The organism is Streptomyces sp. NPDC048142 (assembly GCF_043202835.1).
Classification (GTDB): Bacteria; Actinomycetota; Actinomycetes; order Streptomycetales; family Streptomycetaceae; genus Streptomyces.
Window position 1 is genome coordinate 22518 of sequence record NZ_JBIDBC010000032.1, and the last position, 26083, is coordinate 48600.

Below are 26083 nucleotides of genomic sequence, written 5' to 3' on the forward strand. Positions count from 1 at the left end.
CGGCCCCGAACGGACGGCAGGTACCCGCGATGGCCGGTGAGATCTCCTTCTTCGAGCTCGGCGTGGAGGACCCGGAGCGGGCGCGCGCCTTCTACGGCGAACTGTTCGGCTGGACCTTCGAGCCGGGCCCCTCGGACGGCGGCGGCTTCGCGATCACGACCCCCGGGACTCCGGGCGGGGTGCACGGCGGTGACCGGGGAGCCGGACCGTACGTCTTCTTCCGGGCCGACGACCTGGGCGCCGCCGTGGCGAAGGTCCGCGAGCTCGGCGGCACGGTGGACGACGCTTCCCCGGGTGACGACGAGGAGTCGGCCGCCCGGTTCGGGCGCTTCCGGCTCTGCCGTGACGACCAGGGATCGCCGTTCGGCCTGCACGAGCCGCCGCCAGCCGTCTGACGCGGGACCGCCGAGCCGAAGCGGAACGACCTGGGCCGGGCGAGCAACCCTCCCCGTCCCGCTGCCGTCTTGGTCCATGACAGGACGGTTCGCCGCAGGTGTTGAGCGGCGTCCACCCCCACATGTTCCGGGCTTGGACGACCGGCTGACTATACGCCCCCTGTATACACAGGGCGTACAGTCGCCCCGGGTGCGGGCCCGGAACCGCGCGGAAGGCACCCATGCAGACCAAGGCACTGGCGCCCGAGTACCAGGGAGCTCTCACCAAGATGTCGGTGAACGCCTCCCTCACCGACGTACTGGCCGAGGGCGTACGCCATCTGAGGCAGGCCGAACTCTCCGGATCACAGGAGGAGGTGGCACGTTCGGGCCTCGCCGTGGCCGAGGCGCACCGCAGGCTCGGACAGGTGGCGGAGGCCGACCGGGCCTGGAAGGCCAGCTACCGGGCCGCGCGGGCGGCCGGGAACACCGGGGCGATGGCCTGGGCGCTGTGGAGCGGCGGCACGCTGGCGCGGCAACGCGGGGCGCTGCGCCTGGCGTTCCGGCTGCTGGGGCTCGCCGCCGAGCTGGGCAAGCAGGGCGGCGACGTGGTCGCCCGGGGCTACTCCCTGGCCGGCCTCGCCGAGACCGGACGGATCCAGGGCGACTACGCCACCGTCGCGACGCTGCACGAACAGCTGCTGGCCGAGGCCCGCGCCCGGGGCGAGGCGCGGCACACAGTATGGGCCCTGGAGGGCATAGCGCAGATCCGCCGCAACACCGGCTCCCTGGACACCGCGTTGGAGATGTTCGAGGAGGCGGCCGCCCTGGCGGGCGACGCGGACGACCGGCGCGGCCGGGCCTGGGCGCTGCGCGGCATCGCTGACATCGTTTCCCTCCGGGACGGCGCGACCGGGCGCGCACTCGATCTGCTCTCGGAGGCCGAGGTCACCTGCCGCGAGATGAAGCTCTCCAGCGCCCTGGCCTACAACCACAAGATGCGGGCCAACGTGCTGTTCCGCGCCGGTCGTTACGAGGAGGCCCGCGCGGACTACGAGCAGGCGCTCGGCGAGTTCCGCGCGATGGACGAGCCCCGGGGCGAGGCGCTGGCGTCGCTCGGCCTGGTCAAGGCGCGGGCCAGGCTCGGCCGGGACCGTGACGCCACCGCCGCCGAACTGGACGAACTGCGCGGCAGGCTCAGCCGGATCGGGCTGCTCAACGCGCGGGAGATGGTCGAGAAGGCGTATGCCGAACTCGGCGTGGAACAGTCCGTGGCGGACGGGAGGGACGACCGCCGATGACGCTCTCCACGACCCGCCGGGCGAGTGCGCCGCAGATACTGGACCGCTGCCGTGAGCTGGTGCGCCCGGCCCTGGTGGAGTCGGTGGGACGGCTGCACCCCTGGCACGCGGAGACGGCGGCCTTCTCGCTGGGCTGGAGCGGGACCGGCGGCGAGCCGGTGCCCGGATCGCAGGGCAAGGGGGTCCGCCAGGCGTTCGCGGTGCTCGGCGCGGAGGCCGCGGGCGGCAGTGGGGCGGACGCGGTGCTCGGCGCGGTCGCCGTCGAGCTGATCCACACCTTCTCGCTGATCCACGACGACATCATGGACGGCGACGAGACCCGTCGCCGCCGCCCGGCCCTGTGGAAGGCGTACGGCACCGGCCCGGCGGTCCTCGCGGGAGACGCCCTGTTCGCGCTGGCCGTCTCCACGCTGGCGGAGTCTCCCGGGCCGGGCGGCCCGGCGGCGGTGCGGCAACTGGCGGGCACGCTGGGCGAACTGGTGCACGGTCAGGCTCAGGACCTGTTGTTCGAGTCCCGGCCGTGGACCGGGCCCGACGCCGTCCTGCCGCAGGAGTACCGGGCGATGGCCACGCACAAGACGGGTTCCCTGCTCGGGTGCGCGGCCGCCGTGGGCGCGGTGCTCGCGGGTGCCCCGCCGAGCACGGCCGAGGCGCTGGACCGGGCGGGGCGCCATCTGGGGGTGGCGTTCCAGGCGGTGGACGACCTGCTCGGCATCTGGGGTGATCCGCAGGTCACGGGCAAGCCGGTGCACAGCGATCTGCGGCGGCTCAAGAAGACGTACCCGGTGCTGGCGGCCCTCGCGGCCGACCACCCGGCGGCCCGGAGCCTGGAGGCCCTCCTCACCTCCGCCGATCCCCTCGACGGCACGGCGGCCCGCCTGGCGGCCGAACTGATCGACGCCGCCGGGGGGCGCCGCGCCACGGCGGCCGAGGCCCAGGAGCACCTGGCCGCCGCCCACGACTGCCTGGACCGGGTGGAGCTCGCCGAGGAGGCCCGGGGAGACCTGCTCACGCTGATCCCGTATCTCGTCGACCGCACCGGCTGACCCGGGGCCGTCCACCGGCGGAAACCGTGGACGGCCCCCGGCCGCCGCCTGGGAGGATGGGCGGGCCAGGTCGTGTCCGGACAGCCCTTGGGGCTGTCCGTCCGCGTACGCCCCGACGGAAGTCCCTCCCCGATATGACCGCTCTCCCCGCTCCCGTACAGGCGCTGCTCGTGATCGACGTCCAGTCGGCGTTCGTCACCGGGAAGAACGCCGTGCCCGACGCGCCCCGGCTGCTGGACCGGGTGACGGATCTGGTCGCCGGGGCCCGGGAAGCCGGGGCGCTCGTGGTGCACCTCCAGAACGACGGACCGGCCGGGGCGCCGGACGAGCCGCACACCCCGGGGTGGGAGCTGCACCTTCCGGTCCGCCCGTGCCCTGCCGAGAGCGTGATCCGCAAGGAGGAGGACGACGGCTTCGAGGACACCTCGCTGGAGGACGAGCTGACCGCGGCGGGGGTCCGGGCGGTCGCCGTCTGCGGGATGTTGTCGGAGATGTGCGTGCTGGCCACCGCACGTCGTGCCCTGGAGCTGGACTTCCGGGTCGTCCTGCCGCACGACGCCCATGCCACGTACGACATTCCGGCCGCGCCGGGCATCAGTGAGCCGGTCCCGGCGGCGATGGCGTCGCGGGTCGCGGAGTGGGCGCTCGGCGACGCAGTGGAGATCGTCGCCCGTGCCGAGGACGTCGTATTCACGAACACGGGAACGGCGTAACACGAGAACGGCGTAATCGCCTCACTTCCATGGTGCCGCCATCCGGTGCGGCGATCGGCGGAGTGCGGCACGCCGGAAAGGGGCGGAGAGACCGCCCGCCAATCCGCGCGCGAAGCCCTCTCAATTCCGTACGGCCGCGCTCCGCAAGCCATTTCGCCGCCTGACGCCGAAGATTTCGCGGCCCTGCGGGATTCCGTCGCGCGACCACCCGGACGGTCCTGTCGTCCCGGCACTCCCCATGTGGTCGTATGAGCGAGTCACACGCATGATTTCGCCATAATCTCTGCCAAAGTGCACTTCGGCTTTACTCACCGGATTGAGCGAAGAGAGCCGTGCGTGCTGCACATGCGTCCCACTCAAGAAAGACAATTGACGGTCCTTCATCTGGTTCAGCCCGTGGACGGCGGAGTGGCCCGGGTCGTCACCGATCTCGTCAGGGCCCAGGCCGGGTCCGGGCTACGCCCCGTCGTGGCCTGTCCGCCCGGGAGTCCGCTGGCCCTCGGGGCGGCGGCAGCGGGTGCCGAGGTCCACGACTGGTCCGTCACCCGTGCCCCCGGGCCCCGGCTGGCCGGTGAGGTCGCCGCCGCGCGCCGGATCGTCCGCGCGAGCCGCCCGCACGTGGTGCACGCCCACAGCGCCAAGGCGGGACTGGCGGGCCGGATCGCGGTGCGCGGCCGGGTCCCCACGGTGTTCCAGCCGCACGCCTGGTCGTTCGAGGCCGTCGGCGGACGCACCGCGGAACTCGCACTCGGCTGGGAACGGTTCGGCGCGCGCTGGGCCGATCACATCCTGTGCGTCAGCGAGTCCGAACGCCGCACCGGCCAGGAGGCGGGCATCGCGGCCCGCTGGTCGGTCATCCACAACGGGATCGACCTCGACCGGTTCCGCCCCGGCGGCCACCAGGACCGGGCGGCGGCCCGCGCCTCACTGCCCTTGCTGGACGGCGTCGGCCGGGACGCTCCGCTGGTCGTCTGTGTCGGCCGGCTGACCCGGCAGAAGGGGCAGGACGTCCTCCTGCGGGCCTGGCGCCGGATGCCGGTGGCCGCGGCCCGGCTGGTCCTGGTGGGCGACGGGCCCGACCGGGAAGGGCTGGAGGAGTCGGCCCCGCCGGGCGTGCTGTTCACCGGAGCCTGCGAGGACGTTCGGCCGTGGATCCACGCGGCGGACGTCCTCGTGCTGCCCTCCCGGTGGGAAGGCATGGCGCTGGCCCCGCTGGAGGCGATGGCCTGCGGCCGCGCCGTCGTGATGACCGACGTGAACGGGGCGCGGGAGAGCCTGCCGCCCGGCCACGAGGACCACTGTCTGGTACCGCCGGAGGATCCGGCGGCACTGGCCGCGGCGCTGACCGCGCTGCTCACCGACCCGGAACTGCGCGAGGCGGTGTCCCACCGGGCCCTGCGCCACACCCGGGCGGCCTTCGACGTCCGACGGACCGCGGGGGCGGTTGCCGGTCTCTACGAGGAACTTGTCGGCATGTCCCGCCCCACGACGAGGAAGCGCACCGAGCGATGACGATGGAGAGTGCACCGGTTCCCGGCGCCGGCCAGGCAACAGCCGTACAGGCTCACACGGTTCATCCGCCGCGAAGAAGCGGCGGCGGTGCGCAGGCGCAGCCCGGCGAGCGCCGGGCCGTCCGGTACGGCCGTCTCGTGCCGCTCCTGTGCGTGGACGCCCTGGCCCCGGCCGTGACGTTCGCCCTGGCCGTCCCGGTCTCGTGGCCCTGGCTGCTGGTGGCCGTCCAGGCGGTGGCGCAGGTGCTGTTCTTCGCCCGGCGCGGCCTGTACGGGATGCGCCTGTCCCCCTCGGTCCTCTCCGAACTGCCCGCGCTCCTCGGTCTCACCCTCCTCCAGTGGTACGTGACCATGGAGGTGCTGGACGCCTGGGCCCCGCAGCAGGCGATCGGCTGGGCGGTGCTCGCGTACGGGGCAGCCACGCAGACCGCGCTGACCTGCGCGGGACGGGCGGCCGTCTACCGGGCGCGGCGGCGGGCCGCCGTCCGCCGTCCGCTGTCCACGCTGGTCGTGGGCCAGGGGCCGCTGGCCCGTCAGGTGACGGCGACGCTGTACGGCCATCCCGCGTACGGGCTGCGGCCGGTCGGTCTGGTCGCCGCCCCGGCGGCCGGGGACGAGAAACAGGCGACGGGTTGCGACTCCGTGCCACTGCCGGTCCTGGGTTCGCCCCAGGAGGTGGGGCGGGCCGTCGTGCAGAACAGCGTGCGGCACGCGGTGTTCACGGCCCCGCCCGAGGCCACCCCGGACGGAGACACTCTCTTCACCCTGCTCACCGGACACGGCTGCCGGGTGTGGCTGGTCACCGGACCCGGCGCCGTCGCGGGACCTCCGGCCGGAGGCCGCCCCGATCATCTGTGGGGCTTCACCGCCCAGCCGCTGCACGACGGGACGAACCGTCCCATCGGCCATGGCGTGAAGCGGGCGATGGACGCCGTCCTGGCCTCGGTCGGTCTGCTGCTGGCGGCCCCGGTGATGGCGGCCTGCGCCCTGGCCGTGCGGCTCTCCGACGGGCCGGGCGTGATCTTCCGGCAGGAGCGCATCGGCCGGCACGGACGTCCTTTCGTCCTGCTGAAGTTCCGTACGCTGCGCGCCGACGTCCAGGAGTCGGCCACCCGCTGGAACGTCGCGTCCGACGGGCGGATGAGCCGGGTCGGCCGCGTGCTGCGCCGAACCTCCCTCGATGAGCTGCCGCAACTGTGGAACGTCCTGCGCGGCGACATGAGCATGGTCGGGCCCCGCCCCGAACGACCCTTCTTCGTCGCGCAGTTCAGCCGCGCCCATCCCGGCTACCAGGCCCGCCACCGGATGCCGGTCGGCCTCACGGGTCTGGCCCAGGTGAACGGGTTGCGGGGCGACACCTCGATCGAGGAGCGGGCCCGCTTCGACAACCGCTACATCGAGACCTGGTCGCTGTGGCAGGACGCGTGCGTGCTGGCACGGACCGCGGGCTCCCTGTTCCGGCTCGGAGGCAGCTGATCATGGCCGCTGTCCTGACCCCGCCCGTGCCGACGCCGCCGGCCGGGCCCCGCACCGCCTTCCGCCCCCCGTGGGGCGGCTGGCGGAGCCGCTGGCCGCTGTTGCCGCTGGCCGCGGCCGTCCTGCTGCCCGCCCTGCCCCACGGAGTGTCCGGCGGGGGCGGCGGCCCGGCGGTCGGACCGGCCGACCTGGCCTCCGGCCTCGCGGTGCTCGTGTGCGTGGGTCGGCTGCTGTATCTGCGCCGGCGCCCGTTGAGCGCCGCCGCCGCGCTGGTCCTGGGGCTGCCGGCGGTGGGCTTCGCGGTGGCCACGGTCACCGCGGCGGACCCGGCGGCGGCCCTGCCGGGGCTCGTCCGCTATCTCCAGGTATTCGTCCTCGTACCGATCGCGGTGTGTCTGCTGCTCCGGGACGCACACGGGTTCCGGATCGTCGCCGGCTCGCTGGTGCTGCTGGCCGTCGTCCAGGGCGTCACGGGCGTCCACCAGTACGTCACCGGGACCGGCGCCTCCTACATGGGCGAGGACATCCGGGCGGTCGGCACCTTCGGGCCCAGCGACATCATGGGGATGGCGACCGTCGTCGCCTACGGGCTGCTAGCCGCCGCGGCCTGCGCCCTGCGCACGCCCGGCAACACCCCGGCCTGGCTGCGGCCGGGCGCCGCCGTCCTCGCCGTCGCGCTGATCGTGCCCCTGGCGCTGTCGTTCAGCCGGGGCGTGTGGATCGCCACGGCCGTCGCGATCCTCGTCGCCCTGGTGCTGACCGGGCGTCGGCAGGCGCTGATGTCACTGGCCGTGGCGGTCGCGGCCGGGGTGGTGCTGGTCGGCGGGTTCGGCATCGGCTCCGAGATGATCGCGGAGCGGGCCGCCAGCGTGACCCGGGTGGCCAGCACCCCGGACCGTTCGGTCAGCGACCGCTACGCGATGTGGAGTGCGGCGGGCGCGATGTGGCGCGAGCAGCCGGCCACCGGGGTCGGCCTCAAGGGCTTTCCCGACCACCGCGACGGACACGCCTCCATCGGGCTCTCCTCCGGCAGCGACACCGCCGGGGCGGGCCAGGCGTACCGTCGCCAGGCCCTCCTGTCGCCGCACAACATGTATCTCCTCGTCCTCAGCGAACAGGGCCTCATCGGCCTGACCGCGCTGGTCGGCAGCTGGGCGGCGATCCTGGTGGGCGCGATCCGCCGACTGCGCATCGCCCGCTCGCGCGCGGACGCGGCCATGGACTGCGGTCTGACGGCGGTGGCCCTGATGACCTGGCAGAGCGTCAACTTCCTGTACGCGGACATCGGCGGGCCCACCACGGTGCTGAGCGGCGTCATCCTGGGGCTGGCCGCCTGGTGGGCGCTGGCCGAGCCGGACCGGGTGAGCGCCGCATGAGCGACACCGGGGCGGGGACGGGGACAGGGACGGAGGCCGAGCCGCGCCCGGCGGACGCGGCGGACGCCCCGCCGCTGCTCCCGGCCCCCGGAGCAGGACCCGAAGGGCCCATCGGCCCCGGCGCACCACCGCGGACGGACAGCGGCGAAGCGCCCCGGCTCGGGTCCTTTCTCGCCCGCGCGGCGGCGGCCACGGCCGTACTGACCGTGCTGGGGGCCGTCCTCGGTCTGGTGCGGGACCAGGCCATCGCCCGGTACTTCGGGGCGAGCCACGCCAGCGACGCGTTCCTCATCGCCTGGACCGTGCCCGAGATGGCGGCGACGCTGCTGATCGAGGACGGGATGGCGCTGCTGCTCGTCCCGGCCTTCAGCCTCGCCCTGACCCGGCGGGCGGCGGGCGGGGGCGAACCCGGTTCCGACCCCGTACGGGATCTGGTGGCGGCCACGCTCCCCCGCCTGTTCCTGCTGCTATCCGGCGGCGCGGCACTGCTGATCGCGGGCGCCCCGTGGGTCGTGCGCGTGCTGGCCCCGGGCCTCGCCGATCCGCGGCTCGCGGTGGACTGCACCCGGCTGACCGCGGTCACCGTCCTCACGTTCGGGATCACCGGCTACTTCAGCGCCGCGCTGCGCGCGCACCGCAGCTTCCTGCCGCCCGCGGGGGTCTATGTCGCGTACAACCTCGGCATCATCGGGATGACGCTGGCCCTGCACGCGACGTGGGGGGTACGGGCCGCGGCGATGGGGGTCGCGGTCGGCAGTGCGCTGATGATCCTGACCCAACTGCCCATGTTCCTGCGGCTGGTGCCGATCGGCCGCCCCCGGCTGCCGAGGTTCGGACGGCTGCGGCGGCGGGCCGCTCGGACCGCTCCGCTCCTGGGGTTCGCGGTCCTGGCCCCGGTGGTCCTGTTCGTGGTGAGCCGTCAGTCCCAGGTGCTGGTGGAACGGTTCCTGGCCTCCACGCTGCCGGCGGGCGCGATCTCGCATCTGAACTACGCGCAGAAGGTCGCGCAGATGCCGATGGTGCTGTCGCTGATGATCTGCACGGTGACCTTCCCGGTGGTCGCGCAGGCCATGGCCGCCGGGGACCGGGAGAAGGCCCGGCTGCGGGTCGAACGGGACCTGGCGCTGGCCGGGATGGTGGTGCTGCTCGGCACGGCGGTCGTCCTCGGCTACGCGCCCCAGATCATCGAGGTGCTCTTCCAGCGCGGCGCGTTCGACGTCTCGGACACCGACTCCACCGCGCAGGTGATGCGGGTGTACGCGCTGGGGCTGCTGGGGCACTGTCTGGTCGGCGCTCTGAGCCGGCCGTTCTTCTCGTCGGGGCGGCCCACCTGGTTCCCGGCGTTCGCCATGGGCACCGGGCTGCTGGTCACGATGGGGGCCGGGTACGCGCTGACGTACCGCTTCGGCGTGGACGGCATCGCGACCGCCAACGCGATCGGGATCAGCACGACGGCGCTGCTGCTCCTCATGGGCCTCGGGACCCGGGTGGTGCCGATCCGGGCGCGGGCCGTGGCGCTCTCGCTGGGCCGGCTCGCCGGGGCGTCGCTGTCGGCGGGCGTGGCCGGCTGGGCGTTCGCCCCCGTCATCGCCGACGCGGTGCTGAGTCTCGCCGCCGGGTGTCTCCTCGTCCCCGCCGTGTTCTTCCTGACCGGGCTCGCCCTGCGCTCGCCCGAGGTCGTATCCCTGCTGGCACTCACCCGACGGAGGTTCCTTGATGGCCGCTGAATCCTCGGCACATTGCGCCGACGCCCCCTCGTCCCGGCTCCGCCCGCACACCCGCCGTCAGCCGTGGATCCTCACGTACCACTCGGTGACGGACCCGAGCGACGATCCGTACGGCATCACCGTCTCCCCCGAGCGCCTCGACGAGCAGCTGTCCTGGCTGCGCAGCCGGCGGCTGACGGGGGTGGGGGTGGGGGAGCTGCTGCGCGCGGGGGCGGCGGGGCGGCGCGGTCTTGTCGGGCTGACCTTCGACGACGGGTACGCGGACTTCCTCGGCGAGGCGCTGCCGGTGCTGCGCAGGCACGGCTGCCGGGCGACGGTCTTCGTCCTGCCGGGCCGGCCCGGCGGGGTCAACACGTGGGATCCGCTGGGTCCGCGCAAGCCGCTGCTCACCCACGAGGACGTCCGGCGGGTCGCCGCCGCGGGGATGGAGGTCGGCTCGCACGGCCTGTACCACCAGGACCTGACGGCGCTCTCGGACGAGGAGCTGCACCGGGAGACCGCCCACAGCCGGGAGCTGATCGGCGAGCTCACCGGCTCGCTCCCGGCCGGCTTCTGCTATCCGTACGGCATCCTCGACCGCCGGGTCACGGAGGCCGCGCGTACGGCGGGTTACGGCTACGGCTGCGCGCTGGCTCCCGGCCCGCTGCTCAGCCGGTTCGCCCTGCCCCGCACCCACATCAGCCAGGCGGACCGGGGCGTGCGTCTGTGGGCGAAGGATCTGCGGCACGGGCTGCGGCAGGTGGCCGCGCCGGGTGCGGGTTCCCTGGCCGCCGGGCCGGTGCGGGCGGGCGGTCCGCGATGAGGGCGCTGCACATCATCACCGGGCTCGGGGTCGGCGGCGCCGAACGGCAGTTGCGGCTGCTGCTGCGTCATCTGCCGGTGGAGTGCGATGTCGTGACGCTCACCAACCCGGGGGCGGTCGCCGAGGAGCTGCGGTCCGACGGGATCCGGGTGACCCACCTCGGGATGCGCGGCAACCGGGATCTGCCGGCCGTCGGGCGGCTGGCCCGGCTGATCCGGGACGGCCGCTACGACCTGGTCCACACCCATCTGTACCGGGCCTGTGTGTACGGCAGGGTCGCGGCCCGGCTCGCCGGAGCACGGGCCACCGTGGCGACCGAACACTCCCTGGGGCGTGCCGAGATCGAGGGACGCCCGCTCACCCGGGGCATCCGTGCCCTCTACCTCTCCACCGAACGGCTCGGCGCCGCGACCGTCGCCGTCTCCTCCACCGTGGCCGGCAGGCTGCGGGACTGGGGGGTGCCCGCCGACCGGATCCGGCTGGTGCCCAACGGCATCGACGCGGACCGGTTCCGCTTCGACGGGGAGCGGCGGGCGTCCGTACGGGCGGAACTCGGCATCCCCGACGAGGCGTTCGTGGTCGGCGGGGTCGGACGGCTGGTGCCGGGCAAGCGGTTCGACGTGCTGATCCGCGCGGTCGCGGCGCTGCCGGAGGCCCGCCTGCTGCTGGCCGGGGACGGACCGGAGGCCGGGGCGCTGCGCGCGCTGGCCCTCCGTCTCGGGGCGGTGGACCGGATCCGGTTCCTCGGGGAGTGCGACGAGGCCGGGGACGGTCCGGTACCGGGTGTCGCGGCGCTGCTCAGCGCCCTGGACACCTTTGTCTCCACGTCCCGCGAGGAGTCCTTCGGCCTGGCCGCCGTGGAGGCGCTCGCCGCCGGACTGCCCGTGCTCCACGACGCCTGCCCGGCCATCGACGACCTGCCCGCCGCCCACGCCCCGGGGGCGACCCGGATCGCCGGAAGCCCCGAGGAGCTGACGGCCCGGCTGCGCCAGCGGATACAGGCCCGTACGGTCCGGCAGCCGCCGCCCCGGGCCGTCGGCCATTACGACATCAGGCGCAGCAGCGAGCGCCTGATGGACGTGTACGCGTACGCCCTCGACACCGCCCCACCGAACCGGAGAACCTTTTCATGACCGAGTCACCCGAGCAGCAGCGACACCTGGTCGTCCGTCGGCTGCGCACCGCCCTCACCCGGCTGCCGCACTGGTGGCCGCTGCCCGTCTGCGTGCTGATCGGCACCACGTCCGGGCTCTCGTACGGTGCGCTCGCCGCACCGCGGTACGAGGCCACCAGCTACGCGATGGCGGTCGCCGAGGCGGAGACGGATCCCTCGGCGGCGCTGGGGTACGCCCAGTCGTACGGGCGGCTGACGACGAGCGACGCGACGCTCTCGTACGCCCAGGGCGCAGCGGGCGAGCCGGTGCGCGAACTGCGGTCCCATGTCCGGTCGGAGACCTCCCCCGACTCGCCGATGATCGCGGTGACCGGCACGTCCGAGAACCGGCAGAGGGCCGCCGACATCGCGAACGCGGTCATCGAGGCCGTCATCGTGAGCAGCGGCCATGTCTCCAAGGACACCGGTGTGAAGCTGATCAAGTTCACCCATGCGATGACACCGGACCAGCCGGTCTCGCCTTCGGTGCCGCTGGGCACCGCCGTGGGGGCCGCCGCGGGTGGTCTGCTGGGCGGTCTCGTGCTGCTGGTGCGGCCGCGCCGGGCGGGCTGGAGCGTGTCGGCCCAGGTGCCCGGTCCGACGGCGGAGGGCGGCGGCGTCGCCCAGGACGACCGGGAGCTCGTCCGATGACGGCGCACCGGGCCGGCGGCCTCGCCGTGACCCTGTGCCGGGACTTCCGGGAGTTCGGCGCGCTCGCCGGGGAGTGGGACGCCCTGCACCGCCGCTGCGCCACCGCCACCCCGTTCCAGAGCCACGCCTGGCTGCACTCGTGGTGGATCTCCTACGGCCAGGAGGGCCGGCTGCGGGTGCTGTTGGTCCGCCGGTCGGGGCGGCTGATCGGGGCGGCGCCGCTGATGCTGGTGCACCGTCCGATGCCGCTGCTCGTCCCGATGGGCGGAGCCGTCTCCGACTTCTTCGACATCCTTCTGGACCAGGAGGAGGCCGGGTACGCGGTGGGGGCGCTGGGGCGCGGTCTGGACCGGGCGGCCCGGCACACCGTGGTGGACCTGCGGGAGGTCCGGCCGGACGCGTCGGCGCAGTTGCTGTTCGGGCGGTGGCCGGGAGCCCGGAGCAGGCTCACGGACTCGACGTGCATGGAGCTTCCGGCCGAGCCGCTGGGCGACCTCGTGGCACGGCTGACGGGCTCGAAGGGTCAGCGGCTGCGCTCGAAGCTGCGCAAGGTCGACGCCCTGGGCGTCGAGGCGCACCGGATCCCGCAGGACGGGGTGCCGGCGGCGGTCGGCACGCTGCTGCGGCTGCACGAGAGGCAATGGGCGGGCCGGACGGTCAATCCCGAGCATCTCCGGGCGCGGTTCTCGGACCATCTGATCCGGTCGGTGGGGCGGATGGCGGGGGACGGTACGGCGGCCATCACGGAGTTCCGGCTGAACGGCGAGGTGGTGGCGTCCAACCTGTCGTTGCAGTCCGGGCGGCTGACGGGCGGCTATCTGTACGGCGCCGATCCGGCGCTGCGCGAGCGGAAGATCGATGTGTCGACGATGCTGCTGCGCGAGGTCGCCCAGCAGGCCTCGGACGGCGGGCGCGAGGTGCTGAGCCTGCTGCGCGGTGCGGAGAGCTACAAGAACCACTGGGGGCCGGTGCCCGTGGTCAACCAGCGGCTGCTGCTGGCCCGTCCGGGTCTTGAGCCGCTGCTGCGGCTGCGCGAGTCGCAGGTGGCGGTGCGGGAGCGGGCCGTGGAGACCGTGAAGGCCCGGTTCCCGGCGGCTCGGGACTGGCACGAGCGGCTCACGGGGCTCGCGGCGATCGGGCGCTGACGCGGCGGGCGTACGCCGGACAGCGGCATCGGAGACATCACCTGTGGGCAGATCCGTTACCGTCCGGCGTCTCCCGCGTTGACAGGGGGTGCGGGCCTCGTGTCCGCAGCACACCCCCCTTCTTTACTAGGAGTTCTCAATGTCTCGTATGACGAAGGTCGCCGCTGTCATGGCCGGCACCGGCGCGCTGATCGCCGGCGGCGCCGGCATGGCGTCCGCGGACGCCGGCGCGCAGGGCGTCGCCGCCGCCTCCCCCGGTGTCGCTTCTGGCAACCTGGTCCAGGTCCCGGTGCACGTGCCGGTGAACCTCTGCGGCAACACGATCAACGTGATCGGCCTCCTGAACCCGGCCTTCGGCAACACCTGCGTCAACGCCTCCGGGGGCCACGACGGCGGCAACGGCGGCGGCGGGGACTACGGCTACGGCCGCTGATCTCCCGTAGTTCCGGAACGGCCGGCTCCCTCCTCACGGAGAGGGCCGGCCGTTCCTTCGTCCGCGCTCAGGCGTAGCGGTAGAGCGTGCCGTGGCCGAGGAGTTCCCTCGGGGTCACGCCCCAGGGGGGCATCGCCTCGTCGATGCCGAAGACGCGGTCACGGTCCGGGCCGGGCGAGGCGGGCTTGCGGCCCGGCAGGTAGGCGGACTTCGGGTGCGCCTTGCGCCATCGATCCCACAGCAGGTCGATGAAGGAGTGGTGGAGCCAGAACACCGGGTCCTCGGGGGAGGCCGCGCCCGCCATCGGGCCGCCGACCCACTGGTGGACCTGGTTGTGCAGGCCCACGGTGCGCACGCCCCGGATCCCCCAGCCCTCGATGCGGTTGCGGAAGCCCTCGGTGCTGATGCTGTTCCAGGGCTCGGTGTCGTAGACCGGGTCCTTGAGCGCCCGCGCCACGTCGTCCTTGGTGGGCAGGGAGACCGGGTTGCGGCCGGGCCGGCCGAAGTTGCGGGTGAGGTAGTGCTCGTCGGTGACTCCGGCGCCGACGCTCCAGTTGCCCGCCTCGTAGGCGAACGCTCCGGTGGTGACCTGGCGGTCGCCGAGCCTGCCGTTGCCGCCGAGGAAGTCCTCCGCCCACAGCGAGGACGTCGGCTTGTTGTCCTGGGTCCAGTCCCAGTACGGGACGCTGACGCCCGCGTCGACGCCCTGGAGCGCCTTCTCGAACTCCAGCAGGTACTGGCGGTGCCAGGGGAAGAACGACGGCGTCATGTGCGCCGGGCGCGGCCGGCGCTCGGTGTCCATGACGTAGTACTCCCGGTGCATGACGACGAAGTCGTCGTAGCGGCCCGAGCGCTTCAGTTTCAGGATCGCGTCGACGAGCCGGCGCTTCTCGGTGCGCGTGAGGTCGCGCTGGTTCTTGCGGGTGTACACCGGTGCTGGTCCTCCTGGTTCACATGCGGTGCGCGACGGGGTGCGCGAGTCGGGCGGTGCCGAGCTCGTCGACGGCGGCGCGGGCCGTCTCCAGCAGCGTCGGGTACGACTCGTAGTGCCGGACGTCGCTCAGATAGGTGCCGTCCGCCCGCCTCATGACGTGCAGCGGCCTGCCGTCGATGCGGATCTCGGTGGCCGGTACGGCGGCGAACGCCGGCCGGTCCTCGTCCGGGGCTCCGGCGGGGACGAGGACGCTCGCCGTCCCCCGGATCTCCCGGCCCCGGTACATCTCGGCGAACTCTTCCGCCGTGGATCCGGTGCCATCGGCTCCCGGCGCGGGCCGGGCGGTGTCGGCCTGCTCACGGTCGAACAGCGGGAGCAGGGCGACCGCGGTGCCCGTGACCACTGCGGCGGTGAAGGCTCCGCGCAGGACGATCCGGCGGGAGGGAACGCGGGTGCCGCCCGGTTTCGCGGGGGTGGGGCTCATGAGATGACTACCTGCCTCTCGTCGACGCGTCTGGCCGACGCGACTCGTTAACTCGTCCGAGGTGCTTCTGGTGGCGATGTTGACAACGAGGCGGTGGCGAAACAGTTCTCGTGCGTACGGCGTACGGAGCACACGCGGTGGCCGCGTTCCGTCAAACGCGTGAGGGTGCGAGGCCATCGGCGGCGACGGGCCGCGTCGGGAGGGTCCGCGCGGCCGGCGGACCGGAACATGGCCTGGCGAACCGTGGAGGTGATGGGCATGACCGTGCCGTACCAGCTGTCCGGGAACCGTGCGCCGCGCGCGGCGGACGTCGATCTGGCCGACCCGGCCTTCTGGCGGCTGCCGCGCCCCGAGAGACTCCGGGCGTTCGCCCTGCTGCGGGAGCTGGACGCGCCGGTCCTGTTCACTCCCCGGCCCGGTACCGCGCGTACCTCCGGCAAGCCGTTCCACGCCCTGGTGCGCCATGCCGACGTGCGGACCGCGAGCCGGACGCCCCAGGTGTTCGCGAGCGCCCCGGGGGTCACCACCCCGGAGCCGGCCGGCTGGGCGAAGGCGCTGTTCGGGAACTCGATGGTCAACATGGACGGGCCCGAGCACGCGGCGCTGCGGCGGATCATCTCGCGGCGGTTCACCCCTCGGCTGCTGGCGGACGTCGAGGAGAACGTCGGCCGGCTCGCCGGGCGGCTGGTCGACGAGCTGATCACCGAGCGGCCCGGGGACTTCATGCCGTCGGCGGCCTCGCGGCTGCCGCTGGAGGTGATCTGCGACCTGATGGGCATCCCGAAGGCGTACCGGGCGCGGATCGCGGAGCAGATCGACCACGCCTCCGAGCACGTCGGAGTCGAGCGCCGGGGCCGGGCCCGGCTGCGGATTCCCGGCCGGGGGCTGGCGTCCCTGGCCCGGATGCAGTGGGTCATGGGACGGCTCGCCCGGGAGCGCCGCCGTCGCCCCGAGGACGACCTCGTCTCGGCGCTCGTGCGTGCGGACATCGACGGCGAGGCGCTGTCCGGGCGGCAGCTGGGGGCCTTCTTCTCGCTGCTGCTGGTGGCCGGGGTCGAGACGACCCGCAACGCCATCGCGCACGGGTTGTTCCTGCTCGACCGGCATCCGGAGCAGCGGGAGCTGCTGCGCGACGACTTCGACCGGTACATCGGCGGCGCCGTCGACGAGATCGTCCGGCATTCGACGCCGATCATCCAGTTCCGCAGGACTGTCACCGCTGAATACGCACTCGGCGGCCGCACCTTCCTCCCGGGGGAGAAAGTCGCTCTCATCTATGCGTCGGCCAATCGTGACGGGGCGGTTTTCACCCATCCGGATCGCTTCGACATCACCCGGTCGCCGAATCCCCATCTGGGATACGGCGGCGGGGGTCCGCACCATTGCCTGGGAGCGCATCTGGCCCGCCTCGAAATGACCGCCCTGTTCCGGGAACTGATCGGCCGACGGCCCGTCATGCGGAATCTGGGAGATCCGGAGCTGGTCGATTCGAATTTCGACAACCGGGTCGGTTCGCTGCCGTTCACGTTCGGCCCCACATTCACCTGAACGGCACGTCCGCGAACGCGGAATACGATAAATGGGCTCCTGCACATGCCGCCGGTGCATGATGATGAAATTCTCTCCCCATCGGGCCGAACCGGCCGGAATTCACCCCAGCCAGGAGGAGCAATGCCGGCAAAGCGCCGTCTCATCGTTTCGTTTATCGCGGCGGCCGCTCTCAGCCTCCTGGCAGGTGGCGGCATCGCGGGCCAGTCGTCGCAGGGCACCGATTCCGTCGACGGTGCCTCTCCCGGCCCGCCGGGGGCGGGGAACAGCACGGCGCACGGCGCGTATCTGGACTACGGGCCCGCCGGGGTCCGCAGGATGGCCGGTCTGTCGCGCTGGCTCGGCGGGGCGGAGCTGCGGGTGGGGCACACGTACCTGCCGGGCGACCTGTGGGTGAACATCGAGGGCGCCCCCGATTTCCTCGACGCCTGGGCGGACTGGAGACGGGCGGAGCAGGACCGGATGTTCGTCCTCAACGTGCCGATGCTGGAGCGCAACGAGGGGCGGGTCCCGGACGACGAGGTCCGCACGCTGCTCCGGGCGGGCGCGGCCGGGGACTACGACCAGCACTTCACCCGGCTCGCGGAGCGCCTGGTGGGGCTGGGCGTTCCGGACACCGTGATCGTGCTCGGCTGGGAGATGAACGGCACCACGTACACCCATCGGTGCGGCCCCGACCCCGCGTCCTGGAAGGCGTACTGGGAGCGGATCGTCACGGCGATGCGCGCGGTGCCCGGCCAGGAGTTCCGCTTCGACTTCACGCCGAGCCGGGGGCTGGACGCGGTGCCGTGGACCGAGTGCTACCCGGGCGACGACGTCGTCGACATCATCGGGATGGACTCCTACGACCAGCCTCCCGGCGAGACCTTCGACGACCAGATCACCGACCCGTACGGGCTCCAGAAGCACGTCGACTTCGCCGCGGAGCACGGCAAGCCCATCTCGTTCCCGGAGTGGGGGCTCTTCCGTAACGGCGACAACCCCGAGTACATGCGGCGGATGCTGGAGTGGATCGACCGGCACGAGCCGCTCTACCAGACGATCACGGACTACTGCCCGCACGGCGTCTGGCAGTGCGGGAGCAATCCTCGGTCCTCGAAGGTCTTCCGGACGATGCTGACGAAGATGGCAGCGCCCGCCGTGCCCGTGCCCAGCCCGACACCGACACCGACACCCACGCCGACGGATCCGGCCCCGTCCCCGACGGTCCCGCCGTCCGCGCAGCCCTCACCGGTGAGGCCCTCGCCCACGCCCACACCGCCGGGAACAGAGGTGCCGCCCACCCGCGAGTGGTGCGTCACCGTGCCGTTCGGCGACTGGCTGGGCCAGTGGCTGCGGGAGCGCAAGATCTGCCTCCGCTACTGACCCCGGGTACGCAAAACGGCTCCGGCCCTCCTCGCGGAGCCGGAGCCGTCCGCCCACACGGGTCCAGCGCGGAGAGAAGGGGACGCGGAGGGAAGGGGACGAGCAACCGCTTGTCACCACCACCAACGCGGCACGGTCCGCTCCGTCACACCGCCGGACGAGGGACGGACCGCTCCGGGACCGTACACGGGGCGCACCGGGCGCGGTCCGGGGCGACGCGCGACCATGGAAACCTACAGAGGGTGGTGAGGTGCAATGGCATCCGCCGATGAGGGCTCCCCGGCGGAGCCCGGCCCGCTGCCCTCCGGGGACGGGCGGGCACCGGCGCGGACGGTTGACGACGCGGCGGCGGTGATCGCCGGGGACGGCACGGTCATCGCCTGGACCCTCGGGGCCGAGGCGTTGCTCGGGTATCCGGCGGCCGAGGTGGTCGGCCGGTCCGCGGCCCTGCTGCTGACGGGCCCCCCGGACGCCCGGCGGACGGCCGCGGTGGCCGCCCGCTGCCGGGCCGGGTCGGCGTGGAGCGGGCTGGTCCCCCTGCGGAGCCGGGACGGCCGGTCGCTGGACATCGACGTGCGGGCCACGGCCCCGTTCCTGATCGCCGGGCGGGAATGCTTCCTGGTGTCCGGGCGGGAGCTCACCCCGCACTGGAAGATGAGCGGGTCCGTGCTGGACGACTTCCTGACCCGGTCCCCGGTGGGCATGGCGGTGCTCGACCCCGACCTGCGCTATCTCTGGCTCAACGACACCCTGGAGCGGTTCGGCGGTGTGCCCCGGGAACAGCGGCTGGGACACCGGCCCAGCGAGGTGCTGCCCGGAGCACTGGCGACGACCATCGAGCGGTTGATGCGGCAGGTCCTGTCGACCGGCGAGGCGATCACGGACTACGAGTACCTGGGCTGGAGCTGGGCCGATCCGCACCGCCGACGGGCGTACGCGAGCTCGTTCTTCCCGCTGGCCGACGCCCGGGACAGGCGGATCGGCATCGGATACATGGCCCTCGACGTCACCGACCGGTGGAACGCGCGTCAGCTGCTCGCGCTGGTGAACGAGGCCGGATCGAGTATCGGCAGCACCCTGGACGTACAGCGTACGGCGCAGGAGCTCGCCGACTTCGCGGTGCCCCGGTTCGCGGATTTCGTCTTCGTCGACCTGCTGGAGATCCCGTTCGGCGGCGACCGGCCCGGGTCGGCGGCGCCGGCCGAGGGCGAGCGGCCGGCCATGCGCCGGGCGGGCCTGAGCTCGGTGCGGGAGGGCTGCCCGGAGGCGGTCGTACGGGTCGGGGAGACGGTCGACTTCGTGCCGCCGCCGCAGGACGCGCACTTCCTCCTCGACGGCGACCCGGTCCTGCTGCCGGTTCTCGACCCGGACAGCCACGGATGGACGGTGGAGCAGCCGGCGCGGGCGGCCCGGATCCGGGAGTTCGGGCTGCACTCGCTGATCTCCGTGCCGATGCGGGCGCGCGACACCGTGCTGGGTCTGACCACGTTCATGCGGTCGCAGAATCCGGTGGCGTTCGACGAGGACGACGTGGCGCCCGCCCGGGAGCTGGTGGCGCGTGCGGCCGTGTGCGTGGACAACGCCCGCCGCTACACCCGGGAGCACACCGCGGCGCTGGTGCTCCAGCGGAGCCTGCTGCCGCACACGCTGCGCGGCGGGACGGCGCTGGACGTGGCGTCCTCGTACCTTCCGGCGGACGAGAAGGACGGGGTCGGCGGCGACTGGTTCGATGTGATCCCGCTGTCCGGCGCCCGGGTCGGCCTGGTCATCGGCGATGTCGTCGGGCACGGCATCGGGGCCGCGGCGACCATGGGCAGACTCCGCACCGCCGTACAGACGCTGGCCGACATGGACCTTCCCCCCGACGAGCTGCTGGCCCGCCTGGACGATCTCGTCCTGCGGCTCAGCGAGGAGGAGCGGGCGGGGGGCCCGGGGGAACGCGGCGGCACGACGGTGGTGGGGGCCACCTGCCTGTACGCCGTCTACGATCCGGCGAACGGCTCCTGCACGATGGCGCGGGCCGGTCACCCGCCGCCGGTGGTGGTCACCCCGGACAGCACGGTCAGCTTCCCCGACCTGCCCGCCGGGCCGCCCCTGGGAATCGGCGGGCTGCCCTTTGAGTCCCTGGAGATCGAACTGCCCGAAGGAAGCCTCCTCGGCCTCTACACCGACGGGCTCATCGAGGGGACCGACAAGGACATCGAGAGCGGAATGGACCGGCTGGGCCGGGCGGTGTCCCGGGGCGGGCTGCCGCTGGAGGATCTGTGTCCGTCGGTGGTCAAGGAACTGCTGCCCGTCCCGCAGCCGGACGACATCGCCCTGCTCCTCGCCCGGACGCACGTCCTGAGCCCCGAGCACCTCGTCTCGTGGGACGTGCCCGTGGACCCCGCGGCGGTCGGGGAGACCCGGGCCAAGGTCTCCCGACAGCTGGAGACGTGGGGGCTCGCGGACCTGTCGATGACGACGGAACTGATCGTCAGCGAGCTGGTGACCAACGCGATCCGGTACGCCTCGGGGCCGGTGCGGCTGCGGCTGCTGTTCCAGTCGGCGCTGACCTGCGAGGTGTCCGACGCCAGCAACACCTCGCCGCGGCTGCGGCACGCGAGGACGACGGACGAGGGAGGGCGCGGGCTGTTCCTCGTCGCGCAGCTCGCCCATCGGTGGGGCACGCGCTACACCCCCAGGGGAAAGATCATCTGGGCGGAGCAGCCCCTTCCCTGAGCGCCATACGCGGAGCAGCCCCTTCCCTGAGCGCCACGCGCGCAGCCGGTCTCAGGGAAGGGTTCCCGCCTCCTCGCGGGCGAAGAGGCGGGTCAGCGGTCCGCCGGCCCGGATCAGCTCGTCCCAGGTGCCCTCCTCGACGATGCGCCCGCCGTCCAGGACCGCGATCCGGTCGGCCCTGCGGACGGTGGCCGGGCGGTGGGCGATCACCAGGGTCGTCCGGGTGGCGGAGTCCGCCGTGAGCGCGTGGGCCAGTTCCTCGTCGCCCCGGTGGTCCAGATGGGCGGTCGTCTCGTCCAGGACGAGTACGCGCGGGCCGCTCAGCAGCCCCCGGGCCAATGCCACCCGGGCGCGCTGACCACCGGACAGGGTCGCGCCACGCTCGCCGACGGCGGTGTCGAGCCCGTCGGGCAGGGCGTCGGCGATGGCGGCGATGCCGCAGATCCGGGCCACCGCGCCCAGTTCGTCCGCCGTGGCGTCCGGCGCGCCCAGGCGGAGGTTCTCGGCGAGGGTGCCGTGGAACAGCGGGGCCTCCTGCCCGACCACGGACACGGTGGCGCGCAGGTCCTCCTCGGTGAGGTCCCGCAGGTCGACGGGGTGGGCCGGGGCGGCGGGCACGAGCTCCACGGTGCCGGCCTCGGGGTCCCAGTAGCGCGCCAGGAGATGGGCACAGGTCGACTTTCCCGCCCCGGACGCTCCGACGAGGGCCAGGGTCTCGCCCGGCCGGACGGTGAGGTCGACGCCGTCGAGAACGGACTCTGTCCCGTAGCCGAACCGTACGCCGCGCAGCCGCAGGCCCAGCGGTCCCGCCGGTACGGGGCGGGGCGCCGGCGGCGCCGGGGCACCGGCGGGGGCGTGCACGGCGGCCCGGACCCGTGCCGCGGCGGCACGCAGACTGCCCGCCCGGCCGAGTGCGGCCGCCGATTCGGCGACCGGGGCGAGGGCGCCCAGGGCGAGGGCCATGGCGGCCGGGGCCCACGCGCCGTCCAGGCGTCCGGCGGACGCGGCGTGGGCGGCGGCCGCCACGACCCCGATGACGGCGGCGACGACCAGCAGGTCGCGGGCCGCGCCCGCACCGGTCTCCCAGGACTGCTCGGCGCGCTGGGCGCGGGCGAGCCGGCGTCCGGCGGACCGGAGCCGGGCCCGCCTGCGGTTCAGCGCCCCCGCCATCAGCAGCTCGCGCAGCCCGTCGACGCTCTCCACGGTCTCGGACGACACCTCGGCGAGGGCGCTGCGGGTCCGCACGCCGCGCTCGGCCCGCCCGCGCGCTTCGAACAGCGGCGACCAGATCAGGAGCAGTGCGGCGGGCACGACGGCGAGCAGCAGCCAGGGCCCGAGGGTCGCCAGCACGGTGGCCGCCACCGCGAACACCACGCCGGAAGCCAGGAGTTGGGCGATGGCGTGGGCGTAGAAGAACTCCAGCGCCTCGACGTCCCCGAGCGCGGTGGCCGCGAGGTCGCCGCTGCGCCGGCCGGCGATCCGGGCGGGGGCGCTGCGGGCCAGCCCGTCGAAGACCCGGACGCGCAGCTCGGCGAGGACCCGGTAGGCGAGGTCGTGCGAGAGGTCCATCTCCCGCCAGGTGGCGAGGGCCCGGAGCAGGACGAGACCGGCCAGGACGGCGACGGTCCCGGGGGCGGGCGGGCGGTGCTCCGTGACGGCGGTGCCCACGGTGTGGGCGGCGAGGGTGACCAGGGCGACCAGGGCCGCCTGGTCGACGAGAGCGGCCAGGCAGGTGCGCAGCACGGTGGTGCGGTGCGCGCCGAGGACCGGGAGGAGCGAGCGCAGGGCGCCGGCTCCGGCCTCGTCGGTGGCGACGGCGGTGGGGCCGGGCCCGTGGGGACGGCCGGGATCGGTCGGGGCGGGGCCTGGGGCGGGGGTCGGGGCCGGGGTGGGGGTCGGGACCGGGGTCGGGGTCATGCGGCGCGCTCCTCCTGTGCGGTGCGCCCGGCCGCGACGAGCGAGGCGTACACGCCGCCGCCCGCGAGCAGGGTGGTGTGGTCGCCCGCCGCGGCGACACGGCCCGCGTCGAGGACGACGATGTGGTCGGCGTGGCGTACGGCGTCGAGCCGGTGGGCGACGACGACGCAGGTGCGGCCGCGGCCGGCGGCCGTCAGTTCCCGGACGATGCGCGCCTGGCCGCGTTCATCGACCGCGCTGGTGGCCTCGTCCAGGATCAGGACCGGGGCGTCCGCGAGCAACGCCCGTGCGAGGGCAAGCCGTTGGCGCTGGCCACCGGAGAGCGTGGCACCGCGTTCGCCGACGAGAGTGGCGTAGCCGTCCGGCAGCCGGGCGATCTCCTGGTCTATTCCGGCGGTGCGAGCGGCGGCGCGCAGTTCTTCGTCCGTGGCGGCCGGTCGGGCGATGCGCAGGTTCTCCGCGATCGTGGCGTGGAAGAGGTAGGTCTCCTGCGAGACCACGGCGATGCCCCGGCGCAGCGAGGCGAGGGTGTACGCGGCGGTGTCCGTCCCGGCGACGGTGAGGCGGCCCCGGTCCGGGTCCCGTTGCCGCAGCAGCAGGCTCAGCAGGGTCGACTTCCCCGCCCCGGACGGACCGACAACGGCTGTGGTGCGTCCGGGGGCGGCGGTGAAGCTGACACCGTCGAGGGCGGGCCGCCCGCTCCCCGGGTGGGTGAAGTGCACGTCATCGAAACGGATTTCGGGTGCGCTCTCCCAGGCGGCGGCCACGGCGCCCCGGTCCGCGACGGCGGCTTCGGCGGTGCGCAGGCCGGCGATGCCGTCGGCCGCGGACACCCCGAGGTAACCCGCGTGCCACTCACGGGAGAGGTCGCGGACGGGGCGGAAGCACTCGGAGGCGAGGAGGAGCAGGAGGTAGGTGCCGGTGGCGGCGGTACGGCCGGTGGCGGCCGAGGAGCACGCCACGAGTACGGCGACGACGGTGCCGCCCTGGACGGCCAGGTCGGTGAGGCCGGTGTCGACGAGCGAGACCCGGAGTTTGGCGACCGTGGTCCGGTGCAGGGCGGCCGACCGATCCTCCAGCCGTTCCCGTACGCGGCCCACGGCACCGGCGGTGCGCAGGGTCGGCATCCCCTGGAGAGCCTCCAGGTAGTCGGCGGCGAGGGCTTCGTAGGAGTCCCAGTGCTCCTTGCCGCGCCGGGCGAGCAGCCGGTCCCACCAGCGCGGCCCGAAGAGAGCGAGCAGCAGGGCGGGGCCGAGGGCCAGGGCCGCGTACGGCTCGACGAACGCGACGGCGGCGAGCAGCAGCGGCGGAACGGCCACGGTGATGAGGAGTTGGGGCAGATAGCGCGAGATGTACGCGTCGACGCCCTCGACGCCGTCCACCAGCGTGGCGCGCACGGCTCCGGCCCGCGCACCGGTGATCGCGGTGGGGCCGAGCGCGCCGAGCCGCTCCAGCAGGGTGTCGCGGAGCCTGACCCGTACGGTGGCGCCGGCCGTGACGGCGGTCAGGCGCTGGGCGCGGCCGAGGGCGGCTCGGACCAGGACGACGGCTATGACGGCCGTGAGCAGCGGGGCGAGGGCGGCCGTCTCACCCTGGGCGATCCGGGAGAGCACGAGCGCGAGCAGGACGGCTTGGGCGAGGTGGGTGACGGTGACCGCCGCGAGCAGTGCGGTGGCGAGACCGAGCGGGCGGCGCGCGGTGTTCGCGGCGCGCAGGAGTTCGGGGTGGAGCATCATGGGCGTTCTTCCTCGCCGGGCGGGCCGTCTGGGTGATGAGTTCGAGGGGCGGGGGTTGGGGGTCGAGTGCCGGTTGTTGGTTGTTGGGCGGGCTCCGGGTTACGGAGGCGGGGGACGGTTACGGGTTACGGGGCGGGCTCCGGTACGTCGGCGGGTGCCGGGGGCGGGGCGGGCTCCGGTGTGTCGGTCGGGGGCGGGGCGGGCTCCGGTGTGTCGGTGGGCGCCGGGCCGGCCAGGGCCAGGCCGTGCACGATCCAGTCGCGTCCGGGAGGGTCGCCGAGCGCCGCGCCCAGGTCGGCCTGCTGCCAGGAACCGATGGGGCGTGAGCGCAGGCCCAGCCCGGTGGCGTGGGCCTGGGCCGCGCCGGCCCCGTATCCGGCGACGAGATGGCTGCTGCGGACAGCGGCCGGCTGGGCACCCTCGGGGCAGCCGTGGGCGAGGAGCACCGCACCTGCGGCGCCGATCCACTGCTGGCGTGCTCCCCAGCGGGCGAGGGCGGGACGCGCGTCGCCGGCGGCGCGGACGTCGAGGCTCCGACTGCCGGGAGCCGTCGCGTACAGGGCCGGGGCGGCGCCGCCGACCGCCGCGGTCCAGGCGGGTCCGCCCGGCAGCAGTGTCCGCGCGGTGGCCAGGATCCGGGCCAGCGGGTCCTGGCCGGGCGGGTGGTTCAGGTCGTCGGGCGGGGCGCTCCGCCGCGCTTCCAGGACATCGTCGGTCACCGGTCCCGGGCGCGGGGCCGGGTGCCAGGTGCCGCCCGGCAGCTCGGGGGCTCCAGCGATGTGGTGCAACAGGTGCCGTGCAGCAGCGAGTTCACGGGGCGGGGTGGTATCGGCGCCGGGTTGCGGCGCCGGGGCCCCGGCGCGGGGCAGTGCCGCCCAGACGCTCAGCGTGCCTTCGGCGTCCACGGTCCCACCCGGGGGCGCCAACCGCACTGCCGCGAGGGGAAGTTCCGGCTCGGTGCCGGGCCAGGCGTCCTGCCAGGCCGGGACACGGGGCAGTCCGGCGGCGGCGGACAACAGGGCACCGTCCGCGTCGAGGGAGACCCGGACGTCGCTGGCCGGGGCCCCGGCCAGCGCCAGGGCGGCGGCGGCATGGCCCGTGTCCAGGAGCAGCAGCGGCCAGGCCCGGTGACCGTAGTGCGCGACGGTGCGGGAGGCGGCCACGGTGAGGACGACGAGGGCGCCCGGCGGCGCGGCGGCGGGGGCCGGACCGCGCGGGTGGGCGCGGTGGGTGCGGGGGTCGTAGGCGTAGCGTCCGGGCGGCAGCGAACATCCCGGCCCGAGCAGCAGGTGGGCGCGCACCGGGTGGAGGGCACCCGCCGAGGGGACGGGTCGCAGCCGGCCCGTGGTCCCGGTGGGCGCGGCCAGGGACAGCCGCAGCACACGGTCCAGGTCGATCGCGGCCCCAGGCCCCGGCCATGGACCGGCCCCGGATCCGGATCCGGCCACGCTCCCGGCCCCGGTCATGCTCCCGGCCAACGGCAGCGCGGGGCCGTTCCAGGGGAACGGGCGTTCCGGTACGTACGGGGAGAGGCCCGGAGCACGCAGCGATCGGGCGTCCGCGAGCGCCTGGCGCAGGAAGCCCGGTGCGGGACGCTCGGGGCGGGGGCCGAGGGCGGCACCGTCGCGGGAGGCCGGTCCCGGGGCACGGGCGGAAGTGGGCGCGTCCGG

General features: G+C 74.2%; 21 protein-coding genes. 16 read left to right on the plus strand and 5 right to left on the minus strand.

What is annotated here, in order from left to right:
- Nucleotides 1-29 precede the first annotated feature (29 nt).
- The 13 genes from ACGF2Y_RS30005 to ACGF2Y_RS30065 all read left to right on the plus strand — a co-directional run bounded on the left by ACGF2Y_RS30005 (nt 30) and on the right by ACGF2Y_RS30065 (nt 13708).
- Nucleotides 30-395 carry a VOC family protein gene (locus tag ACGF2Y_RS30005; RefSeq protein WP_392954051.1) on the plus strand — a complete coding sequence of 122 codons (366 nt, stop codon included), beginning with the start codon at nt 30-32 and terminating at the stop codon, nt 393-395.
- A gap of 221 nt (nt 396-616) precedes the next feature.
- On the plus strand, nt 617-1675 hold the full coding sequence (locus ACGF2Y_RS30010) for a tetratricopeptide repeat protein (protein ID WP_392953922.1): 1059 nt from the start codon (nt 617-619) through the stop codon (nt 1673-1675).
- Nucleotides 1672-2721 (plus strand): polyprenyl synthetase family protein, encoded by a 1050-nt coding sequence (locus ACGF2Y_RS30015; RefSeq protein ID WP_392953925.1) that lies wholly within the window; start codon nt 1672-1674, stop codon nt 2719-2721. Before ACGF2Y_RS30010 ends, ACGF2Y_RS30015 begins: the two co-directional genes overlap by 4 nt.
- Before the next feature lie 134 nt (nt 2722-2855).
- Nucleotides 2856-3434: an isochorismatase family protein gene (locus ACGF2Y_RS30020; protein WP_392953928.1), complete on the plus strand. Its 579-nt coding sequence runs from the start codon at nt 2856-2858 to the stop codon at nt 3432-3434.
- Nucleotides 3435-3770: 336 nt separating this feature from the next.
- On the plus strand, nt 3771-4946 hold the full coding sequence (locus ACGF2Y_RS30025; RefSeq protein WP_392953930.1) for a glycosyltransferase: 1176 nt from the start codon (nt 3771-3773) through the stop codon (nt 4944-4946).
- Complete coding sequence (locus tag ACGF2Y_RS30030; RefSeq protein ID WP_392953932.1) at nt 4943-6421, plus strand: sugar transferase; 1479 nt, start codon at nt 4943-4945, stop codon at nt 6419-6421. The genes ACGF2Y_RS30025 and ACGF2Y_RS30030 overlap by 4 nt, the downstream gene beginning before the upstream one ends.
- Before the next feature lie 2 nt (nt 6422-6423).
- Nucleotides 6424-7797, plus strand: a complete 1374-nt coding sequence (locus ACGF2Y_RS30035; protein ID WP_392953934.1) for an O-antigen ligase family protein — start codon at nt 6424-6426, stop codon at nt 7795-7797.
- A complete protein-coding gene (murJ, locus tag ACGF2Y_RS30040) occupies nt 7794-9524 on the plus strand; it encodes a murein biosynthesis integral membrane protein MurJ (protein ID WP_392953937.1) in 1731 nt (576 codons plus the stop codon). The genes ACGF2Y_RS30035 and murJ overlap by 4 nt, the downstream gene beginning before the upstream one ends.
- A complete protein-coding gene (locus ACGF2Y_RS30045) occupies nt 9514-10326 on the plus strand; it encodes a polysaccharide deacetylase family protein (protein WP_392953938.1) in 813 nt (270 codons plus the stop codon). Before murJ ends, ACGF2Y_RS30045 begins: the two co-directional genes overlap by 11 nt.
- The gene (locus ACGF2Y_RS30050) at nt 10323-11459 is read left to right on the plus strand and encodes a glycosyltransferase (protein WP_392953941.1); all 1137 of its coding nucleotides are present in this window, start codon (nt 10323-10325) and stop codon (nt 11457-11459) included. Before ACGF2Y_RS30045 ends, ACGF2Y_RS30050 begins: the two co-directional genes overlap by 4 nt.
- Nucleotides 11456-12130 (plus strand): lipopolysaccharide biosynthesis protein, encoded by a 675-nt coding sequence (locus tag ACGF2Y_RS30055; RefSeq protein ID WP_392953944.1) that lies wholly within the window; start codon nt 11456-11458, stop codon nt 12128-12130. The genes ACGF2Y_RS30050 and ACGF2Y_RS30055 overlap by 4 nt, the downstream gene beginning before the upstream one ends.
- Nucleotides 12127-13275, plus strand: coding sequence for a GNAT family N-acetyltransferase (locus ACGF2Y_RS30060; RefSeq protein WP_392953947.1), 1149 nt, complete (start codon nt 12127-12129; stop codon nt 13273-13275). The genes ACGF2Y_RS30055 and ACGF2Y_RS30060 overlap by 4 nt, the downstream gene beginning before the upstream one ends.
- A gap of 139 nt (nt 13276-13414) precedes the next feature.
- Nucleotides 13415-13708, plus strand: coding sequence for a chaplin (locus ACGF2Y_RS30065; RefSeq protein WP_392953950.1), 294 nt, complete (start codon nt 13415-13417; stop codon nt 13706-13708).
- Between the two features lie 67 nt (nt 13709-13775).
- Here ACGF2Y_RS30065 and ACGF2Y_RS30070 read toward each other — a convergent pair whose 3' ends face one another.
- Nucleotides 13776-14639, minus strand: coding sequence for a tyrosinase family protein (locus ACGF2Y_RS30070; RefSeq protein ID WP_392953956.1), 864 nt, complete (start codon nt 14637-14639; stop codon nt 13776-13778).
- Between the two features lie 19 nt (nt 14640-14658).
- Entirely contained in the window at nt 14659-15126 is a 468-nt protein-coding gene (locus ACGF2Y_RS30075) for a tyrosinase family oxidase copper chaperone (RefSeq protein WP_392953959.1), read from the minus strand.
- 258 nt (nt 15127-15384) lie between these two features.
- Between ACGF2Y_RS30075 and ACGF2Y_RS30080 the strand changes: the two genes are divergently transcribed.
- The 3 genes from ACGF2Y_RS30080 (at nt 15385) to ACGF2Y_RS30090 (ending at nt 20760) form a co-directional block, all read left to right on the plus strand.
- Nucleotides 15385-16674, plus strand: coding sequence for a cytochrome P450 (locus ACGF2Y_RS30080; protein WP_392954053.1), 1290 nt, complete (start codon nt 15385-15387; stop codon nt 16672-16674).
- Between the two features lie 123 nt (nt 16675-16797).
- Nucleotides 16798-18039 (plus strand): glycoside hydrolase family 26 protein, encoded by a 1242-nt coding sequence (locus ACGF2Y_RS30085; protein WP_392953962.1) that lies wholly within the window; start codon nt 16798-16800, stop codon nt 18037-18039.
- Between the two features lie 255 nt (nt 18040-18294).
- Nucleotides 18295-20760 (plus strand): SpoIIE family protein phosphatase, encoded by a 2466-nt coding sequence (locus ACGF2Y_RS30090; RefSeq protein ID WP_392953963.1) that lies wholly within the window; start codon nt 18295-18297, stop codon nt 20758-20760.
- A gap of 51 nt (nt 20761-20811) precedes the next feature.
- On the opposite strand, the gene ACGF2Y_RS30095 is transcribed toward ACGF2Y_RS30090, so the two are convergent.
- The 3 genes from ACGF2Y_RS30095 to ACGF2Y_RS30105 form a co-directional block, all read right to left on the minus strand.
- Nucleotides 20812-22677 carry an ABC transporter ATP-binding protein gene (locus ACGF2Y_RS30095; RefSeq protein WP_392953966.1) on the minus strand — a complete coding sequence of 622 codons (1866 nt, stop codon included), beginning with the start codon at nt 22675-22677 and terminating at the stop codon, nt 20812-20814.
- On the minus strand, nt 22674-24413 hold the full coding sequence (locus tag ACGF2Y_RS30100; protein ID WP_392953969.1) for an ABC transporter ATP-binding protein/permease: 1740 nt from the start codon (nt 24411-24413) through the stop codon (nt 22674-22676). The genes ACGF2Y_RS30095 and ACGF2Y_RS30100 overlap by 4 nt, the downstream gene beginning before the upstream one ends.
- A 125-nt stretch (nt 24414-24538) precedes the next feature.
- Nucleotides 24539-25990 (minus strand): nitroreductase, encoded by a 1452-nt coding sequence (locus ACGF2Y_RS30105; protein ID WP_392954056.1) that lies wholly within the window; start codon nt 25988-25990, stop codon nt 24539-24541.
- Between the last annotated feature and the right edge of the window lie 93 nt (nt 25991-26083).

Excerpts from the sequence above, each read along its gene's own strand:
- ACGF2Y_RS30085 (WP_392953962.1), top strand. The coding sequence starts at position 16,798 with ATGCCGGCAAAGCGCCGTCTCATCGTTTCGTTTATCGCGGCGGCCGCT.
- ACGF2Y_RS30010 (WP_392953922.1), top strand. The coding sequence starts at position 617 with ATGCAGACCAAGGCACTGGCGCCCGAGTACCAGGGAGCTCTCACCAAG.
- ACGF2Y_RS30035 (WP_392953934.1), top strand. The coding sequence starts at position 6,424 with ATGGCCGCTGTCCTGACCCCGCCCGTGCCGACGCCGCCGGCCGGGCCC.
- ACGF2Y_RS30055 (WP_392953944.1), top strand. The coding sequence starts at position 11,456 with ATGACCGAGTCACCCGAGCAGCAGCGACACCTGGTCGTCCGTCGGCTG.
- ACGF2Y_RS30090 (WP_392953963.1), top strand. The coding sequence starts at position 18,295 with ATGGCATCCGCCGATGAGGGCTCCCCGGCGGAGCCCGGCCCGCTGCCC.
- ACGF2Y_RS30100 (WP_392953969.1), bottom strand. The coding sequence starts at position 24,413 with ATGATGCTCCACCCCGAACTCCTGCGCGCCGCGAACACCGCGCGCCGC.
- ACGF2Y_RS30030 (WP_392953932.1), top strand. The coding sequence starts at position 4,943 with ATGACGATGGAGAGTGCACCGGTTCCCGGCGCCGGCCAGGCAACAGCC.
- ACGF2Y_RS30065 (WP_392953950.1), top strand. The coding sequence starts at position 13,415 with ATGTCTCGTATGACGAAGGTCGCCGCTGTCATGGCCGGCACCGGCGCG.
- ACGF2Y_RS30015 (WP_392953925.1), top strand. The coding sequence starts at position 1,672 with ATGACGCTCTCCACGACCCGCCGGGCGAGTGCGCCGCAGATACTGGAC.
- murJ (WP_392953937.1), top strand. The coding sequence starts at position 7,794 with ATGAGCGACACCGGGGCGGGGACGGGGACAGGGACGGAGGCCGAGCCG.
- ACGF2Y_RS30080 (WP_392954053.1), top strand. The coding sequence starts at position 15,385 with ATGACCGTGCCGTACCAGCTGTCCGGGAACCGTGCGCCGCGCGCGGCG.
- ACGF2Y_RS30050 (WP_392953941.1), top strand. The coding sequence starts at position 10,323 with ATGAGGGCGCTGCACATCATCACCGGGCTCGGGGTCGGCGGCGCCGAA.
- ACGF2Y_RS30060 (WP_392953947.1), top strand. The coding sequence starts at position 12,127 with ATGACGGCGCACCGGGCCGGCGGCCTCGCCGTGACCCTGTGCCGGGAC.
- ACGF2Y_RS30005 (WP_392954051.1), top strand. The coding sequence starts at position 30 with ATGGCCGGTGAGATCTCCTTCTTCGAGCTCGGCGTGGAGGACCCGGAG.
- ACGF2Y_RS30095 (WP_392953966.1), bottom strand. The coding sequence starts at position 22,677 with ATGACCCCGACCCCGGTCCCGACCCCCACCCCGGCCCCGACCCCCGCC.
- ACGF2Y_RS30075 (WP_392953959.1), bottom strand. The coding sequence starts at position 15,126 with ATGAGCCCCACCCCCGCGAAACCGGGCGGCACCCGCGTTCCCTCCCGC.
- ACGF2Y_RS30045 (WP_392953938.1), top strand. The coding sequence starts at position 9,514 with ATGGCCGCTGAATCCTCGGCACATTGCGCCGACGCCCCCTCGTCCCGG.
- ACGF2Y_RS30020 (WP_392953928.1), top strand. The coding sequence starts at position 2,856 with ATGACCGCTCTCCCCGCTCCCGTACAGGCGCTGCTCGTGATCGACGTC.